Here is a 16,677-nt window from a genome sequence, read left to right as displayed (position 1 = left end):
CGACTAGATCCAGCCTTCCAGCACCTGATCGGGGGGGCGATGGCCGTCGGCCCAGACGCGGATGTTGGTAATGACGCGCTCGCCGGTGGCGGCGCGGCCTTCGAAGGTGGCGGAGCCCATGTGCGGCGTCATCACCACATTGGGGAGCGCGAGCAGGCGCGGGTCGATTTCGGGTTCGAATTTCCACACGTCGAGCCCCGCGCCGGCAAGCTTGCCAGCCTCCAATGCATCGACGAGCGCGTCCTCATCGACGATGCCGCCGCGCGAGGCGTTGATGATATAGACGTGTGGCCGCATCAGCCCGATGCGTCGGCGGTCGATCAGGTTCTCGCTGTCGGCGTTGCGCGGGGTATGGATCGTCAGGATGTCGATCTCAGCGAGCATCGCGTCGAGATCGGCGTGCCAGGTCGCGGCGAGCTGTGCCTCCAGCACCGCGGGCAAGCGATGGCGATTGTGGTAATGGATCGACAAGCCAAAGGCGCGCGCGCGCATCGCGACGGCCTGGCCGATCCGCCCCATGCCGACAATGCCGAGCGCCTTGCCGCCGATGCGGTGGCCGAGCATGCCGCCGGGGCTCCAGCCCCTCCACTGGCCCGATCGCACCAGCTTCTCGCCCTCGGCCAGCCGCCGCGGCACCGAGACGATGAGCGCCATCGTCATATCGGCAGTGTCCTCGGTCAGCACGCCCGGGGTGTTGGTGACGATAATGCCCCGCGCCCGCGCCGCTTTCAGGTCGATATGATTCACGCCCGCGCCGAAATTGGCGATCAGCTTCAGCCGGTCGCCCGCGCTCTTGATGAGCGAGGCGTCGATCACATCGGTCACCGTCGGCACCAGCACGTCGCACGTCGCGACGGCGGCTTCCAGCTCGGCGCGCGACAGCGAATGGTCGTCGCGGTTGAGCGTGGTGTCGAACAGCTCGGCCATCCGATCCATCACCGCGTCGGTCAGCTCGCGCGTCACCACCACCTTGGGGTTGGGCGTGCGCGGCCGCTGGCGTGTCAAATCGGGCATGGCGGAGGCTTGGCGAGTCTTGGCAGCGGCGTCAACGTGGTTGATGGGGCGTAGGCCAAAGCGTTAATTGGCAGCGGTTTGCGATTCTGGCGCGGGGATGGGGCAGTCGATGCGGCGATGGGCAGCGATGACGGCGATGGCACTGGCGCTGCTCGGCGCCGCGTTGCCTGGCGCGAGCTCCGCCCAGCAGCGCAAGCTCCCTTATTACGCCTCGATTTCCGCCGGCCAGGCGCGGATGCGCACCGGGCCGGGGCGCGAATTCCCGGCCAGCTGGCTCTATCGCCGCGCCGATCTGCCAGTGAAAGTGATCGCCATCTACAAGGATTGGCGCAAGGTCGAGGATCCGGACGGCACACAGGGCTGGATGCAGGCCAACCTGCTGAGCGAGCGCCGCACCGCGATCGTGATGGGCAGCGTCGCCGACATGCTCGATACGCCGCGCTTCGGCGCCAAGGTGCAGTGGCGCGCGGCGCCGGGCGTGGTCGGCCGGATCAGCCAGTGCAGCCGCGGCTGGTGCTGGTTCGACGTGCGCGGCCGCGCCGGTTTCGTCGAGGCGAACCGGTTATGGGGCGTCGGCGCGGGCGAGGATTTGTCCTGACGTGGCCGACGCGGGCGAATTTCGCATCACCGAAGACGATCTGTCGGGCGCGCCGGTCCAGGCGCTGATCGCGCTGCATCTGAAAGCGGTCAGTTCGCACAGTCCGGCTAACAGCGTTCACGCGCTCGATATCGACCGTCTCCGCCGCCCTGACGTGACCTTCTGGACGTTATGGGAGGGCGACGCGCTACTCGGCTGCGGGGCGCTCAAGGAGCTTGGCGGCACAGAGGGCGAGATCAAATCGATGCGCACCGATCCCGCCGCGCTGGGCCGGGGCGTTGGCGCGGCGATCCTTCGCCACATCATCGCCGAGGCCAAGGCGCGCGGCTATGCCCGGCTCAATCTGGAAACCGGCACCGGCCCGGCGTTCGAGCCCGCACACCGGCTCTATCTGCGTCACGGCTTCACGGATTGCCCGCCGTTTGCGGATTATCGCAACGATCCGTTCAGTCGCTTCATGACATTGAGTCTGTGACCTTTTTTCGCGAATGTTCCCTAATGTTCCCACTGACCATGGAGGTCTTGGGCGCGGTCCAACTGATGCCGGGAACGACCAGCGATGCCGACGATGGGAAATAGCGCTCGGCAAAATAAGCTGAGGCGCCGGAGTAGGACAGGCGTTGCTGGCGAGTAGCCAAAGGGCCGAGGCCTGGCGGCGCTGGGGTCTCGTGCCGTAAGCGACCCCAGCTTTCGCTGGGGTGACGGCACATGTGGGCTGCCGGTCAAGCCATGCTGCGGATCACCGGCGACAAGCCTCGACGTCGACGGTGAGCGAGACGCCTCGTTCTCGCGCATCCACCTTGTCGCCGACATGGCAGCGCAGACTGGCCACTGGAACGACCAGAACCGTCATCAGGCCATCCTGGCTCCTGATGGTTACTACGGCTTGACTGTCGCGGTACTGATCGTCCCGGGCGCCGATATCGACGACGGTGGCGGATACCTTGCGCTCGGGTTGTTCGGCGCAGCGCGGTAGCAGTGCGCCGGCAGCCAAGATCGCTGCCAGCAAGAGCGCTGATCGGTAGCCGCCGGCGGTGCTCAACTCAGTGCATCAGCTCCAGCGCCACCGCCGTCGCTTCGCCGCCGCCGATGCACAGCGAGGCGAGGCCGCGCTTCTGGCCGGTCGTCTGCAAGGCCGAGATCAGCGTTGCCATGATCCGCGCGCCGGAAGCACCGATCGGGTGGCCGAGCGCGCAGGCGCCGCCATGGATATTGAGCGCCTCATGGCTCAGCCCCAGGTCGCGCATCGCGATCATCGCGACGCAGGCAAAGGCTTCGTTGACTTCGAACAAATCGACATCGCCCGTCGACCAGCCCGCCTTTTCCAGTGCCTTGCGCATCGCGAACACCGGCGCGGTGGTGAAGCGGGCGGGGGCGTGGGCGTGCGCGGCGTGGCTGACGATGCGGGCGATCGGTTGCAGGCCCAGCTTTTCGGCGACCGACGCGCGCGTCATCACCAAGGCCGCCGCACCGTCGGAAATCGACGAGGCATTGGCGGCGGTGATCGTGCCGTCCTTGCTGAACGCGGGCTTCAGCGTCGGGATTTTGGCGGGGTCGCCCTTCAGCGGCTGCTCGTCCTTGTCGATCGTCTCGGTGCCTTTGCGGCCGGTGATCTCGACGGGCGTGATCTCGCGGTCGAAGGCGCCCGAACGCTGCGCCTTCTGCGCGCGCTCCAGCGAGGCGATGGCATAGGCATCCTGCTCAGCACGGGTGAATTGATATTCCGCCGCCGTTTCCTCGGCGAAATTGCCCATCAGCTTGCCGGGCTCATAGGCATCCTCAAGGCCATCGAGATACATATGATCCTTCAGCACATCATGGCCGATCCGCGCGCCCGAGCGGTGGCGCATTGAGAGGTACGGCGCGTTGGTCATGCTCTCCATGCCGCCGGCGACGAGCAGATCGACCGAGCCTGCCGCCAGCGCGTCCGCCGCCAGGATCGCTGCCTGCATGCCCGATCCGCACATCTTGTTGACCGTCGTCGCTTCGACATGGTCGGGCAGGCCGCCGTTCAGCGCCGCTTGCCGCGCCGGCGCCTGGCCGAGGCCGGCGGGGAGCACGCAGCCCATATAGATGCGCTCGATCGCCTCGCCCGACAGCCCGGCGCGCTCGACCGCCGCGCCGACCGCCGTCGCGCCCAAGGCGGTCGCCGAGGCACCCGCCAATGATCCCTGAAAGCTCCCCATCGGCGTGCGGGCATAAGACAGGATGACGACGGGATCGGCAGACATGGCGAGCTCCAGCTGGTTGTGCGGCGTGATCTAAGGTGTCGGCGGGTAAATGACAAACGGCAGGCGGGATTGTCGCCGTGGAGACCTCATTGCGCTTCCCCGGCGAAAGCCGGGGTCCAGTCGCGAAATAATTCTGCGCGGTAGCGCAGAGGGCGCTACCGCGCGCTTCTGTCAACGGGCTGGACCCCGGCCTTCGCCGGGGAAGCGGGAAGGGGAGGCGAGGTAGCTGCTTTATTCCCCCAGCGATCCCGGGTCGACATGCAGCCATTGCGCGTGCTGCGGCGCTTTCTTGGTCCGGCTCCACTCTTCGAGCATGTCGGGCGCGACGCGCTGCAGCTCGGCATATTGCTCCGCCGTGCCGATATTACAGGCAAGCTCAAGCCGGTGGCCGTTGGGATCGAAGAAATAGATTGAGCGGAAAATGCCGTGATAAGTCGGCCCCAGCACGTCGATGCCGAGGCTTTCGATATGCGCCTTGGCGGCCTTCAGCGTATCGAAATCGGCGACTTCGAAGGCGATGTGCTGCACCCAGGCGGGGGTATTGGGATCCTTGCCCATTTCGGGCTGATTGGGGAGTTCGAAGAACGCGATGATGTTGCCGCCGCCGCAATCGAGGAAGACGTGCATGTACGGGTCATACGCCTTGGTCGAGGGCACGTAATCCTCGGCAAAGGCATTGGTGTAGCGCATGCCGAGCACGCGCTCGTACCAGTCGACCGTCTCCTTCGCGTCCTTGCAGCGATAGGCGACATGGTGGATGCGGTTTAGGGTGAAGGGCAGAGTCACTTGGCCAACTCCTCAACCTTGCCGATCACGCCGCGTTCGAGTTGATCGGCTTCGATCGATTTGAACAGCGCGGTGAAATTGCCTTCGCCGAACCCTTCGTCCTTCTTGCGCTGGATGAATTCGAAGAACAGCGGACCGATCTGCGGCTGGGCGAAAATCTGGAGCAGCAGGCGCAGGTCGCCGCCTTCGGTCGAGCCGTCGAGCAGGATGCCGCGCGATTGCAGCTCGGCCACCGGCTCGCCATGGCCCGGCAAGCGATCATCGAGCATCTTGTAATAAGTGGCGGGCGGCGGCGCCATCAGCGGCACGCCGTTGGCGCGCAGGCGATCGAGGCAGGGGATCAGATCGTCGCAGATCAGCGCGATGTGCTGGATGCCCTCGCCATTATAGGCGCGCAGATATTCCTCGATCTGGCCGCCGCCGGCCTTGCCTTCCTCGTTCAGCGGAATCCGGATCTTGCCATCAGGCGCGGTCATCGCCTTGCTGGTGAGGCCGGTATATTCGCCCTTGATGTCGAAATAGCGGATTTCGCGGAAGTTGAAGATGCGCTCGTAGAACCCAGCCCAATGCGCCATGCGGCCGCCATAGACATTGTGCGTCAGGTGATCGATCAGCTTGAAGCCGGCGCCAACCGGGTGGCGATCGACGCCGTCGAGATAGACGAAATCGATGTCGTAGATGCTCAGATCATCGCCATACCGGTCGACCAGATAAATCAGCGCGCCGCCGATGCCGCGCAGCGCCGGGATGCGCAATTCCATCACGCCGGTCTGCGTCTCGACCGGCTCGGCGCCGCGCTCGATCGCGGCGGCATAAGCGGCCTGGGCATCCTTCACCCGGAACGCCATGCCGCACGCCGATGGGCCATGTTCCGCCGCAAAATAAGCGGCGTGGCTGCGCGGCTGGTAATTGACGATCAGGTTGATCCCGCCCTGGCGCCACAGATCGACATCCTTCGACCGGTGATGCGCGATGCGGGTAAAGCCCATCGCGGTGAACACCGGCTCGATCACGCCTTTGGTCGGCGCGCAGAATTCCACGAATTCAAAGCCGTCGAGGCCAATCGGATTGTCGAACAGGTCGGTCACCACGCGATCTCCGGCAATGTCGTAACAATTGATACTATATCGATTCTCGGGCGACCGGTCCAGTGCCCTATAGCCCATGTACCTCGCATTTGCCGCACAGCTTCGCTATCGCCAAAAGCGTGACTCGCCTGGATTCGACCGACCGTAGCTTCGCCATCTGCCTGAGCGCGCTTGCCGGCTATGTCGACGCGGTCGGCTTTCTGATGACCGGCGGCTATTTCGTCTCATTCATGTCGGGCAACACGACGCGGCTGGGCGTGGGGCTGGGTGCGATGTCGAGCGAAGCCGGCGTGGCGGCGCGGCTGATCGTCATGTTCGTGGGCGGGGTTGCGATCGGCACGCTGGTCGGACGCTCGCTGGGGCGGTGGCGACGCTCCGGGCTGCTAGCGCTGATCGCGCTGTTGATCGCGGCGTCTGCGTGGCTGGGGACGGGCGACCATGCCGGACTGGCGATTGCGCTGATTGCGCTGGCGATGGGTGCCGAGAATACCGTGCTGGGCGATGACGAAGGGGCGGTCGGCATCACGTATATGACCGGGACGCTGGTGAAGATCGGCCGCGGCTTTGCCGGCGCGATTGCGGGCGGGCCGCCCTGGGCTTGGGTGCCCAATCTGCTGCTATGGACGGGCCTGCTGAGCGGCGCGTGGATCGGCGCGGTGCTCTATTTCCGCTGGCAGACGACATGCCTGTGGCTGGTCGTCGCCGGCCTCATCGCCTTGGCGCTGGCAAGCCTGCCGAGGCGCGGGCCAGCGGCATGACCGCGCTGCGGCTCGATCGTTTTCTGCCCTATCGCTTGTCGATTGTCTCCAACAGCGTCTCGGCGGCGGTAGCGACGAGCTATCAGGCGCTGTTCGGTCTGAAAATCCCCGAATGGCGGATCATTGCGGTGATCGCGGAAGGCGAAGCGATGACGCAGCAGGCAATCGGCGCGCGCACGCGGATGGACAAGGTGACGGTCAGCCGCGCCGCGATCGCACTGGTAGAGCGAGGGTTGCTCGACCGGCGCCCCAATCCGGACGATCAGCGATCGCATCTCCTGTCGCTGTCGCCGGCCGGGCGCGCGCTGTACGAGAATGTCGCCCCGCAAGCGCTGGCGTTAGAAGCCCGGATGTTCGGTGCTTTTTCGGCGGACGAGATTGAGCACTTCACCGCCATGCTCGACCGCATCGAGGCCGCTGCCGCCGCGCTGGAGCCCGAACGCACTTGAAGTCGAGCCCAAGCCTGGCCTAGGGGGCGTTTCGCCTCCCCGGGCCCGATCGCTGCCATTCACCTGGAGGAACCATGTCCCACTTCGTCGACCGCGCCGGCCTGTCGGTCGCTCCTGAACTTGCCGAGTTCATCGAGGGCCGCGTGTTGCCGGGCTTGGGCGTCGCGGCGGATGGCTGGTGGCGCGGCGTCGCCGACATCTTCGCGCGCTTTGCGCCCGAGAATGCCGCGCTGCTCGCCAAGCGCAACGCGCTGCAGGCGGAGATCGACGCGCGCTATCAGGCCGGCCAGCCGGTCGACGAAGCGTTTCTGCGCGAGATCGGCTATCTCGTGCCCGAGCCCGCGCCGTTCACCATCGGCACCGAGAATGTCGATGCCGAAATCGCGACGATGGCGGGGCCGCAGCTCGTCGTGCCGATCCTCAACGCGCGCTTCCTGCTCAACGCGGCGAATGCGCGCTGGGGCAGCTTGTATGACGCGCTTTATGGGACGGACGCTTTGCCGGGGGCCGCGACGCCAGGCGGGTACGACCGTGAGCGTGGGGCGCAGGTGATCGCGCGGGCCAAGGCGTTCTTGGATGACGCAGTGCCGTTGGCCGGCGGTTCGTGGGCTGATTTCGCAGGCGGCGATCCTGTGCTGGCAAATCCCGCGCAACTAGTGGGGCGAGAAGGGGACAAGCTGCTTTTCATTCACAACGGCTTGCATATCGTCCTATTAATCAGTCGAACGGACCCAGTTGGTCGTGACGATCCCGGCGGCATAGCCGGTGTTGTGCTCGAGTCTGCGCTGACCACAATCTGCGACCTTGAGGACTCGGTCGCCGCCGTCGATGCCGAGGATAAGGTTGCGGCTTACTCGAACTGGCTCGGGCTGATGCGCAGTGACCTCAAAGAGACCTTTGAGAAGGGCGGCGAGCAGCTAACCCGTAAGCTAAATCCCGACCGAACCTACACCGCCCCCGATGGCAGCACGGTAACGCTCCCCGGTCGCTCGCTGCTTTTCGTGCGCAATGTCGGTCATCTGATGACGACGCCGGCCATCCGCTTGCCCAGCGGCGGCGCGGCGCCCGAAGGTATTCTCGACGCGATCATTACCTCCACGATCGCGCTTTACGATCTCAAAGGTCTCGGCAGGTTCAAGAACAGCCGCGCGGGCAGCGTCTATATCGTCAAGCCCAAGATGCACGGGCCGGAAGAAGCCGCCTTCACCAACCGGCTGTTCGATGCGGTGGAAGACCTGCTCGGCCTCGCCCGCCACACTGTCAAAGTCGGCGTGATGGACGAGGAGCGGCGCACCTCCGCCAATCTCGCCGCCTGCATCCACGCGGTGAAGGACCGCATCGTCTTCATTAACACCGGCTTTCTCGATCGCACCGGCGACGAAATCCACACCGCGATGGCGGGCGGCGCGTTCATCCCCAAGGCCGAGATCAAGAACGCCGCGTGGATCAAGGCCTATGAGGACCGCAATGTCCGCATAGGCCTCCGCCATGGCCTCTCCGGCAAGGCACAGATCGGCAAGGGCATGTGGGCCGCGCCCGATCGCATGGCCGACATGATGGCGCAGAAGATCGGTCACCCGATGGCGGGCGCCAACACCGCCTGGGTGCCTTCCCCCACCGCCGCGACGCTGCACGCGATGCATTATCATCAGGTCGATGTCTTCGCGCGCCAACGCGAGATTGCCGGCGAGGCAGTGCCGGGCCTGACCGACCTGCTCACCGTGCCCTTCGCCGCCGGCCGCAACTGGAGGCGCGAGGAAGTAGCGCGCGAGCTCGACAATAACGCGCAGGGCATTCTCGGCTATGTCGTCCGCTGGATCGACCAGGGCATCGGCTGCTCGAAGGTGCCCGACATCAATGATATCGGCCTGATGGAAGACCGCGCGACGCTGCGCATCAGCTCGCAGCATATCGCCAACTGGCTGCGCCACGGCGTGTGCACGGCGGCCGATGTCGATGCCGCGTTCGAGCGCATGGCCGCCAAGGTCGACGCGCAAAATGCCGGCGATCCGCTCTACGAGCCGATGGCCGGCCACCCGGAGAGCATCGCGTTCCAGGCCGCCCGCGCGCTGGTGTTCGAAGGCGGCGTGCAACCCAACGGCTATACCGAGCCGCTGCTCCACGCGTTCCGGCTCAAGAAGAAAGCGGCGGGTTAGCCGGGCAGTCCCGGTACGCCCCCGCGCTTCACGCTGCGATCCGCCGGCTCACATTGCTGTTGCGCAGGATGCTCACGACTTTCCCGGCGGCGTCGCGCTGGAAGGTGACTTCCTCTGCTTCGCCGCCATCATCACGTAGCACGCGGAAGGTGTCACCACTCTTGGGCTTCAGCAGTTCGAGCCCGTCGGCGGGGTTGTCGGTCGGCAGCCCGAGGATGGCGAGCCCGCCCGCCCATGGCACGACGACCTGCTCCGCCGCCCAAGGCTGCCGCGAATAATGGCCGGCATAGTCCTCCAGATGCGGATTGGGGCTGGCCGGCGGATTTTTGAAGGCAAAGCCCGCGCGTCGATCGAGCAGCGCGAACACGCCGTTCGCCCAGACGGCCGGCCTTTCCGATGCGTTGTCGAGGATGATGACGGCGCGGCCGGCGGCCGGCTCCATCCGCAGCACCGTCTGGTAGCCGGGGCAATCGCCTTCATGGCCGACATAAGTGTGACTGCCGATATGCGCGATCGAAAAGCCCAGCCCGCGCGTCGTCCTCCAATCCGGGTCAGTGAATTGCACGCGCTGCATCTCGTGCAGCGTCGATGCCTTCAGCAGTTCGGGCTGCTCGGTGCGCAGCAGGCGGAATTGCCAGATTGCGAACTTGGCGAGGTCATCGACCGTTGAGGTGAAGCCGGCAGCGGGGGCGAGCGCGCGCACATCGAACAGCGGCATCACATCGCGGATGCCGTCGCGCTTGGTCGCGCCATAACCGACCGCCAATTGCTTGCCATACAGCGCTACCGGCATGAACGGATGCGTGTTGGCCAGATGGAGCGGCGCCAGCACGTGCTGCTCGACATAATCGGCGTAGGGCTGGCCCGACACGGCCTCGACCGTCTCGCCGACCAGGGTAAGGCCCAGATTGCTATACTGGTAATAGCGCGACGCGGGATAATAGGGCAGCTGCTGGCCGATGCGATCCCGCAGCTGGTCGCGCGTTGGGAAGGTGAAGTTGGGCGGGCTCCAATACGGAAAGTCCGCTTCGCGCGGCAATCCGGCGGCATGGCTCAGGACCGCGCGCAGCGTGATCGGCCCGCTGTCGGTGCCGATCGGCTTGAGCGTCGCCCAGGGGAGGTAGGTGGTGATCGGCGCATCGAGCCGCACCTTGTCCGCCTCATAGAGCTGCATCAGCGCGACGGATGTGAACAGCTTGGAGATCGAGCAGATCGAATAGATGGTTTGCGGGCTCGCCGCGACCCGGTGCGCAGTATCGATCGTGCCATAGCCTTTTGACCAGATCAGCTGTTCGTCGGCGACCACGCCCGCCGAAATCGCCGGGATGTGCTGATAGACCTGGATGCTGTCGAGCCATGCATCGGCGAGACGCAGCGCCTCGGCCTGTTCGGTGGCACTTTGCGACGGTCGCGGCGGCATCGACTGCGCTGCCGCGACGATCGGGTTCGCGACCAGCGCCAGCATCGCCGCGACCGTTCCCAGCACCGATTGCCTGATCATGTTCCCCGCCATGCCGATCGTTACCGTCAAGTTCTGAAGCGTTTTGGAAAGCCGCGCAATACCGCCGGGCCGTTCCGAACGCGATGCCGTACGGTTTGCGCACACTGCATAAATCGAATATCAGGTATGGTCGGAGGAGATGATCATGGAGCATGTCGACGTCATCGTGGTAGGCGCCGGGCTTTCAGGCATTGGGGCGGGCTATCACCTGCAAGCCAAATGCCCCGATCGCAGCTACCTGATCCTGGAAGGGCGCGGCGCGATCGGCGGCACCTGGGATTTGTTCCGCTACCCCGGCATCCGCTCGGACTCCGACATGCACACGCTTGGCTATGCTTTCGAGCCGTGGATTCACGAAAAGTCGATCGCCGACGGGCCGGCGATCCGCGATTATGTCAACATGGTCGCCGATAAATACGGCATTCGCGAGCATATTCGCTTCAATCACAAGGTGAAGGCGGCGCGCTGGTCGAGCGAGGACGCGACCTGGATCGTCACCGCCGAAACCGATGGGCGCACGGTTGAGTATGCGTGCAATTTCCTCTTCATGTGCTCGGGCTATTATAATTACGCGCAAGGGCACCGGCCGCATTTCGAAGGTGAGGAATCCTTCGCGGGGCAGATTATCCACCCGCAATTCTGGCCCGAAGACCTCGATTATGCGGGCAAGCGCGTGGTGGTCATCGGCAGCGGCGCGACGGCGGTAACGCTCGTGCCGGCGATGGCCGATACGGCGGCGCACGTCACGATGCTGCAGCGCTCGCCCACTTATTGCGTGTCGCGTCCGGCGCGCGACGCGGTCGCCAATGGCTTGCGCAAAGTTTTGCCCAACAAGCTCGCTTATGCGCTCACCCGCGCCAAGAATGTCGGCTTTCAGCAGCTTTTTTACCGCCTCGCGCGCAAAAACCCGGCCAAGACCAAAGAGCGGCTGATCGGCATGCTCCAGGAGCTACTGCCGGCGGATTATGACATCGGCACGCATTTCACGCCGAGCTATAATCCCTGGGACCAGCGCTTGTGCCTGGTGCCTGACGCCGATTTGTTCGAGGCGATCGGCCAGGCAAAGGCAGATGTGGTGACCGACACGATCGCGCGCTTCGATGCGACGGGCATTCGGCTGGCGTCGGGCCGGCACCTCGATGCCGACATCATCGTCACCGCGACCGGCCTCGAACTCCAGTTGCTGAGCGGCATCGAGCTGATGATGGATGGCGCGCCGGTCGATCTCACCAAATCCTTGTTCTACAAGGGGATGATGTTCAGCGACGTGCCAAACCTGGCGTGGACGGTGGGATATACCAACGCGTCATGGACGCTGAAGGCGGACTTGACCTGCCACTATGTGACGCGGTTGCTCAACACGATGAAGCAGCGCGGGCTGCGCCAGGTAACACCGCGCGTGCCCGCCGATGTCGAGGTAGTGCCGGGCGCGTTCTTCGGGCTCAACTCGGGCTATGTCGAGCGCGCTGCCGCGAAATTCCCCAAACAGGGGAGCCGCAGGCCGTGGCGGATCAACCATAATTACGCCAGGGACATGATGGCGCTGAAATATGGTTCGGTCGACGACGGGCTGGAATTCAGCAATTCCGCAACGGCTCGGCAAAGGGTGCCGGCGACGCGGGTTTCGGAGCCAGCTTGAGCTTCTTGATGGCGTAGGTTTGCCGCCGAGCCGGCATGCCCGCCGCTGGCTTAGGCCGATTTCGATCAGATTTGATAGGTGCACCGGTGCCGACCGCAATCGCGCGTCGGCTTACAAATCTGCGATTCGAAAGTAGGAAAAACGAATCGGCAAGCCCGATTCGCGAGGCGGCTGTTTCAATACGAAACAGCGAGCGCGGTCATATCGGCCGCAGCCGGTAAGGTGGGCTCGACCGTTCCAGAAACCCCTGATTTTCAGAAGCTTAGGACGCCGGTCGAGCCACGGTTAGAGTTACCAGGGCTTAATATCAGTCGAGTAGCCCAGCTGAAGAATAAGGGCGAACATTCTTTTTCTCCCATGTGTGCAACGCTTAAGGTTGCTTTGCGTAATTAATGGGTTTTTAACCCTAACACAATTGATTAATGGCGCTTTCCCGCAGCCGGCCCGATCGCGGCTTAACGCTTCCTTCAAGGGTCCGGCCTATCCGTTCTGGTGGGATGGCGCGATCACAGCAATCGACGGCCGGATCGACCGGCTTGGCAGCGACGCGGGCAACGCGTGGTGCTGGCACGAGTGCGTCCATTGTGGCGGTATCGGCTGAGCGGTCAGCGGCTGACGCGGCGGCGTTGCTTGGTCTTCCCGATCGACCCGCCGGTTCACCCGCAGATGCAGGTGGGTGGCAAGCGCTCGCCGTCCTCGAAATCGCCAATTTCGCGACGCTCCGCCGGTATCTCGGAACCAGGCGTGCCGATCGGTTGATCCTCGATGTCGCCGAACGCGTTTCGCTGCACATCCCCGACGCTCAGATCGGCATTATCGGCCGCCACACGATCGAGATACAGTGCGAGCTGCCCGGCATGTCAGCGACCGAGAACCTGCTGTCGTCCTTGAAGAGCGCGTTCGACCCGCCGCTCAATCTCGACGGCGAAGCGCATTCGATCGAATTGACCCTGGCGGCGGTTGCGGGCCCCGGCTGGAGCCCCGACGATGTCCGCCTTGCCGAAGCCGCCGAACAGGCCCTGCGCGATGCGCGCGCCGAGCAGAGGGTCATCGTCCGCGATCTTTCGAACGCCGCGCCCCTCATCGATCGCACCGTGCTGATGCGCGACCTGGAACATGCCGTAGAACGCGGCGAATTGTTCCTGCAATATCAGCCCAAGGTTCATTTGCGCCGCCAGGAAGTCAGCAGCGTCGAAGCGCTGGTAAGGTGGCAGCATCCCACGCGCGGCCTGATCCTGCCCGGCGACTTCATCCCGGCCGCCGAAGACACCCGCCTGATGGGCGATTTGACGCTCTGGACGCTGGAAACGGTGATCGCCGATCAACGGCGGCTGGCCGCGCGCGGCAACGACTTGACGATTTTCCTCAATATTTCGGGTCAATTGCTCGGCGACACCGCCTTTGTTGCCCGGGCGTGTCAATTGGTGCGTCAAGGCGACGCCAAGATCGGCTTTGAGATCACTGAAACGTCGGTCATCCGCGATCCGCAGACGGCGATCAACCACCTCCAGGTGTTCGCCGAGATGGATATCCCCATCGCAATCGACGACTACGGCGCCGGCCTGTCCTCACTTGCCTATCTCAAGCAGTTGCCCGCGAGCGAATTGAAGATCGACAAGCTCTTCGTCGTCCAGCTCACCAGCAGCAATCGCGACCCGCTGATCGTGCGCTCGACGATCGACCTTGCCCACGCGCTCGACATGGAAGTGACGGCAGAAGGCGTGGAGACCCAGGCGGCCCTGGCCCTGCTCAGCGTGATGGGCTGCGATATGGTCCAGGGCTATTTGATCAGCCGGCCCATCTCGTTCGACGCGCTCTGCCAGTTCCTCGACGAGCAACCCTATAAAGCGACGGCCAGCAATACGCGCATCTCCTTAATCGGCCGGACAGCTTCTGGAAGCGAGCGTGATCCGGCGAGCGTTTTTGGGCTTCGGGCACGCGGTCCGGTCGCTTTGCTTGGCCGCGGCGCTGAGCGCAGTCATCGCCGCGGCCGATCCAACCCTGGCGGCCGCGCCCGTGACCGATCGTTTTGACCAACTCGTTGCGGCAGCAAAGGACGCGATGCTGTCAAATCCGCGGCAAGCGGAAGGTCTCGGGCAGCAGGCTGAAGCCGTCGCGACGAGGCGCTCAAGCGGCGAAGATCGTAGCATCGCTATGGCTACGGCCGAATGGTTGCAGGCCGAGGCTCTGGTCCGTCAAAACGATTCAGACAACGCAACGCCTCTCATCGAGCGCGCGCTGGCCAACCTGTCGGCCGTCCACCGACCCACGAAGGTTCTTGCTGACATTCTCGTCTCACGCGGGTGGATCGAAACCGCGAAGCCTGATGTTGCTGCTGCACTTCGCGATTATCAACGCGCATTCGAGATCTATCGCCAGTTGAACGAGACACGAAGCCAGGCGATATCTCTGCTATCGATCGCCTCCTTGTATCACGAGGCATTGGATTATTCGAGCGCAATGAGGTATTATTCTCAAGCGCTTGAGCTATCCTCGGTTGATCCGAAGCTCGCAGTTTCGATTTACAATAATCGTGGCAATACGCTCAAGGATAGCGGCAAGCCCGAACTCGCTATTCGCGAATATCAACAGGCCTTGAAGATCCTGACGCAGTTGCAGGCGCCGGCGATCGAAGCGCAGGTTAATCGCAACATTGCTTTGACGGCGATCGACCAGAACAACTTGCATCTCGCCCGGGATGCCGCCAAACAAGGGCTGTCGGCGGCAAAGCTCGATGGTGATGCCGGCACGTCGTCCCAGTTCAACGCATTGAACGCCTATCTGCTTCTGAATTCAGGCGAACCGACCGAAGCGAGGCGGTTGATCGATAAGGTTTTCACCGGGGTCGATCTGTCCAAGACACCGCTTGCTGCGAGAATCGACCACGAATTCGCCTTCAAAATCTACCAGCGGCTCGGCGATAGCGAGAAGGCGCTCGCTCATCTGACCGCGCTGAAGCGGCTCGACGATCAGGCGACGCAACTCGCGATCTCGACCGGGACGGCGCTGATGTCGGCGCGGTTCGATTATGCCAACCAGAACCTCAATATCGCGCGACTGAAGCGGGCCGAGGCGCAGCGCAGCTTGGAGCTGGAGCGGTCGCGCGCGCATTTCCAGCGCATCCTGTTCACCGGCTCGGCGGTCGCGGCGCTGATCGTGTTCGGCATGCTCGGCTTCGGCATCGTCACGCTGCGCCGCAGCCGCAACGAAGTGCGCGCCGCCAATATCGAGCTTGCCGCCAGCAACAGTGCGCTCGAAAAGGCTCTCGCCGCCAAGACCGAATTCCTGGCGACCACCAGCCACGAGATCCGCACGCCGCTCAACGGCATTCTCGGCATGACGCAAGTAATGCTGAGCGACACCCGCATTTCGCCCGAGACGCGCGATCGCATCAGCATCGTCCATGGTGCCGGCGTCACGATGCGGGCGCTTGTCGACGACATTCTCGACGTCGCCAAGATGGAAACCGGCAACATGACGATCGAGAACGCGCCGTTCGATCTTGCCGCGCTGGTGACCGATCTGGCGCGGATGTGGCGCGATCAGGCGACGACCAAGGGCCTGGCGTTCGAGATGCACACCGAAGCCTGCCCGAAGATGATCATGGGCGATGCGGCGCGGCTGCGGCAGATTGTGTTCAACCTGTTGTCCAACGCGCTCAAATTCACCGCCGAGGGCAAGGTTGGGCTGGAAGTTAAAGCCAGCGACGGCCGCCTGCGCATCACGGTCAGCGATACCGGCATCGGCATTCCGCCGGACAAGCAGGGCATCATCTTCGAATCGTTCCGCCAGGGCGATGCCGGCACGACGCGGCAGTTCGGCGGTACAGGCCTTGGCTTGTCGATCTGCCGCAATCTGGCGCGCGCGATGGGCGGCGATGTCCTGGTGACGAGCGCGCCGGGTGAGGGGTCGACCTTCACGATCGACTTGCCGCTGGTTCTGGCCGAGCAGCCTGCCGCCGCCGTCGCGCCAGGCGACGACGCGCCTGCGCTGCTCGTCATCGATCGCAACCCGATCACGCGCAGCATGTTGAAGGCACTGCTCGCGCCGCGCGCCGGTGCCGTGCTTGCCACCGGATCGACCGCTGACGCGCTGCCGATGCTGGCCGACAATACCGTCGCGCGCGTGCTGGTCGACGCGGCCGCGCTCGAAGGAGGAGAGGGCGACGATGCCGCGGCGAACCTGTCGACGCTGGTGCAAGCCGCGAAAGCGCGTGGTGCGACGTTGGTTTTGATGGCGCCGGCCGATCATCCGATCCTTCAATCAGCGGCGAATGACGTGATCGAAGCCCTTGTTTCCAAGCCGATTACGGGTGCCGCCCTGGTCGAATTACTCTATCCTGTTGGGGGCGCCGGCACCGCCGCGCCCGAAACAGGGCTTGTTTCGCAAGCGGCTTGACGCGATAGGGTCGAACCATGGTTTTCGGCGGACATCCTGCCTTTTTCACGGGGCCCGGC

The 16,677-nt window shown here is 64.2% G+C and carries 14 protein-coding genes; 8 read left to right on the top strand and 6 right to left on the bottom strand.

Annotated features, from left to right (window positions below; all coding sequences use genetic code 11):
* Positions 1–3: 3 nt before the first annotated feature.
* On the bottom strand, positions 4–1,014 hold the full coding sequence (locus ACLB0R_RS00150) for a 2-hydroxyacid dehydrogenase (RefSeq protein WP_416641104.1): 1,011 nt from the start codon (positions 1,012–1,014) through the stop codon (positions 4–6).
* Between the two features lie 109 nt (positions 1,015–1,123).
* On the opposite strand from ACLB0R_RS00150, the gene ACLB0R_RS00145 reads away from it, so the two are divergent.
* Both ACLB0R_RS00145 and ACLB0R_RS00140 read left to right on the top strand, forming a co-directional pair.
* On the top strand, positions 1,124–1,612 hold the full coding sequence (locus ACLB0R_RS00145) for an SH3 domain-containing protein (protein ID WP_416641103.1): 489 nt from the start codon (positions 1,124–1,126) through the stop codon (positions 1,610–1,612).
* A gap of 1 nt (position 1,613) precedes the next feature.
* Positions 1,614–2,087 carry a GNAT family N-acetyltransferase gene (locus tag ACLB0R_RS00140; protein ID WP_416641100.1) on the top strand — a complete coding sequence of 158 codons (474 nt, stop codon included), beginning with the start codon at positions 1,614–1,616 and terminating at the stop codon, positions 2,085–2,087.
* 264 nt (positions 2,088–2,351) lie between these two features.
* Here the strand turns inward: ACLB0R_RS00140 and ACLB0R_RS00135 are convergent, their stop codons facing one another.
* The 4 genes from ACLB0R_RS00135 to hppD form a co-directional block, all read right to left on the bottom strand.
* The gene (locus ACLB0R_RS00135) at positions 2,352–2,654 is read right to left on the bottom strand and encodes a hypothetical protein (RefSeq protein WP_416641099.1); all 303 of its coding nucleotides are present in this window, start codon (positions 2,652–2,654) and stop codon (positions 2,352–2,354) included.
* Between the two features lies 1 nt (position 2,655).
* On the bottom strand, positions 2,656–3,843 hold the full coding sequence (locus ACLB0R_RS00130; RefSeq protein WP_416641098.1) for an acetyl-CoA C-acyltransferase: 1,188 nt from the start codon (positions 3,841–3,843) through the stop codon (positions 2,656–2,658).
* 231 nt (positions 3,844–4,074) lie between these two features.
* A complete protein-coding gene (locus tag ACLB0R_RS00125) occupies positions 4,075–4,629 on the bottom strand; it encodes a VOC family protein (RefSeq protein WP_416641097.1) in 555 nt (184 codons plus the stop codon).
* A complete protein-coding gene (gene hppD, locus ACLB0R_RS00120; RefSeq protein WP_416641095.1) occupies positions 4,626–5,717 on the bottom strand; it encodes a 4-hydroxyphenylpyruvate dioxygenase in 1,092 nt (363 codons plus the stop codon). Before hppD ends, ACLB0R_RS00125 begins: the two co-directional genes overlap by 4 nt.
* 119 nt (positions 5,718–5,836) lie before the next feature.
* Between hppD and ACLB0R_RS00115 the strand changes: the two genes are divergently transcribed.
* The 3 genes from ACLB0R_RS00115 to ACLB0R_RS00105 all read left to right on the top strand — a co-directional run bounded on the left by ACLB0R_RS00115 (position 5,837) and on the right by ACLB0R_RS00105 (position 9,080).
* Positions 5,837–6,475 carry a YoaK family protein gene (locus ACLB0R_RS00115; RefSeq protein ID WP_416641093.1) on the top strand — a complete coding sequence of 213 codons (639 nt, stop codon included), beginning with the start codon at positions 5,837–5,839 and terminating at the stop codon, positions 6,473–6,475.
* Entirely contained in the window at positions 6,472–6,924 is a 453-nt protein-coding gene (locus ACLB0R_RS00110; protein ID WP_416641091.1) for a MarR family winged helix-turn-helix transcriptional regulator, read from the top strand. The genes ACLB0R_RS00115 and ACLB0R_RS00110 overlap by 4 nt, the downstream gene beginning before the upstream one ends.
* 74 nt (positions 6,925–6,998) lie before the next feature.
* Positions 6,999–9,080, top strand: a complete 2,082-nt coding sequence (locus ACLB0R_RS00105; protein ID WP_416641090.1) for a malate synthase G — start codon at positions 6,999–7,001, stop codon at positions 9,078–9,080.
* Between the two features lie 28 nt (positions 9,081–9,108).
* Here the strand turns inward: ACLB0R_RS00105 and ACLB0R_RS00100 are convergent, their stop codons facing one another.
* Positions 9,109–10,611, bottom strand: a complete 1,503-nt coding sequence (locus ACLB0R_RS00100; RefSeq protein ID WP_434953634.1) for a serine hydrolase — start codon at positions 10,609–10,611, stop codon at positions 9,109–9,111.
* A gap of 109 nt (positions 10,612–10,720) precedes the next feature.
* On the opposite strand from ACLB0R_RS00100, the gene ACLB0R_RS00095 reads away from it, so the two are divergent.
* The 3 genes from ACLB0R_RS00095 to ACLB0R_RS00085 all read left to right on the top strand — a co-directional run bounded on the left by ACLB0R_RS00095 (position 10,721) and on the right by ACLB0R_RS00085 (position 16,618).
* On the top strand, positions 10,721–12,220 hold the full coding sequence (locus ACLB0R_RS00095) for a flavin-containing monooxygenase (RefSeq protein WP_416641086.1): 1,500 nt from the start codon (positions 10,721–10,723) through the stop codon (positions 12,218–12,220).
* Positions 12,221–12,717: 497 nt separating this feature from the next.
* The gene (locus ACLB0R_RS00090; protein WP_434953633.1) at positions 12,718–14,253 is read left to right on the top strand and encodes an EAL domain-containing protein; all 1,536 of its coding nucleotides are present in this window, start codon (positions 12,718–12,720) and stop codon (positions 14,251–14,253) included.
* 427 nt (positions 14,254–14,680) lie between these two features.
* Positions 14,681–16,618: an ATP-binding protein gene (locus ACLB0R_RS00085; RefSeq protein WP_416641083.1), complete on the top strand. Its 1,938-nt coding sequence runs from the start codon at positions 14,681–14,683 to the stop codon at positions 16,616–16,618.
* Positions 16,619–16,677: the final 59 nt, after the last annotated feature.

This window comes from Sphingomonas sp. GlSt437 (assembly GCF_048015635.2).
Taxonomy (GTDB): domain Bacteria; phylum Pseudomonadota; class Alphaproteobacteria; order Sphingomonadales; family Sphingomonadaceae; genus Sphingomonas.
The sequence above is the reverse complement of the archived record's forward strand: the minus strand, read 5'-3'. Positions and strand labels throughout refer to the sequence as shown.

Coding starts and splice junctions, on each gene's coding strand:
- ACLB0R_RS00095 (WP_416641086.1), top strand. CDS start 10,721: ATGATCATGGAGCATGTCGACGTCATCGTGGTAGGCGCCGGGCTTTCA.
- ACLB0R_RS00085 (WP_416641083.1), top strand. CDS start 14,681: ATGAGGTATTATTCTCAAGCGCTTGAGCTATCCTCGGTTGATCCGAAG.
- ACLB0R_RS00150 (WP_416641104.1), bottom strand. CDS start 1,014: ATGCCCGATTTGACACGCCAGCGGCCGCGCACGCCCAACCCCAAGGTG.
- ACLB0R_RS00110 (WP_416641091.1), top strand. CDS start 6,472: ATGACCGCGCTGCGGCTCGATCGTTTTCTGCCCTATCGCTTGTCGATT.
- ACLB0R_RS00145 (WP_416641103.1), top strand. CDS start 1,124: ATGCGGCGATGGGCAGCGATGACGGCGATGGCACTGGCGCTGCTCGGC.
- ACLB0R_RS00105 (WP_416641090.1), top strand. CDS start 6,999: ATGTCCCACTTCGTCGACCGCGCCGGCCTGTCGGTCGCTCCTGAACTT.
- ACLB0R_RS00130 (WP_416641098.1), bottom strand. CDS start 3,843: ATGTCTGCCGATCCCGTCGTCATCCTGTCTTATGCCCGCACGCCGATG.
- ACLB0R_RS00090 (WP_434953633.1), top strand. CDS start 12,718: ATGGCGCGATCACAGCAATCGACGGCCGGATCGACCGGCTTGGCAGCG.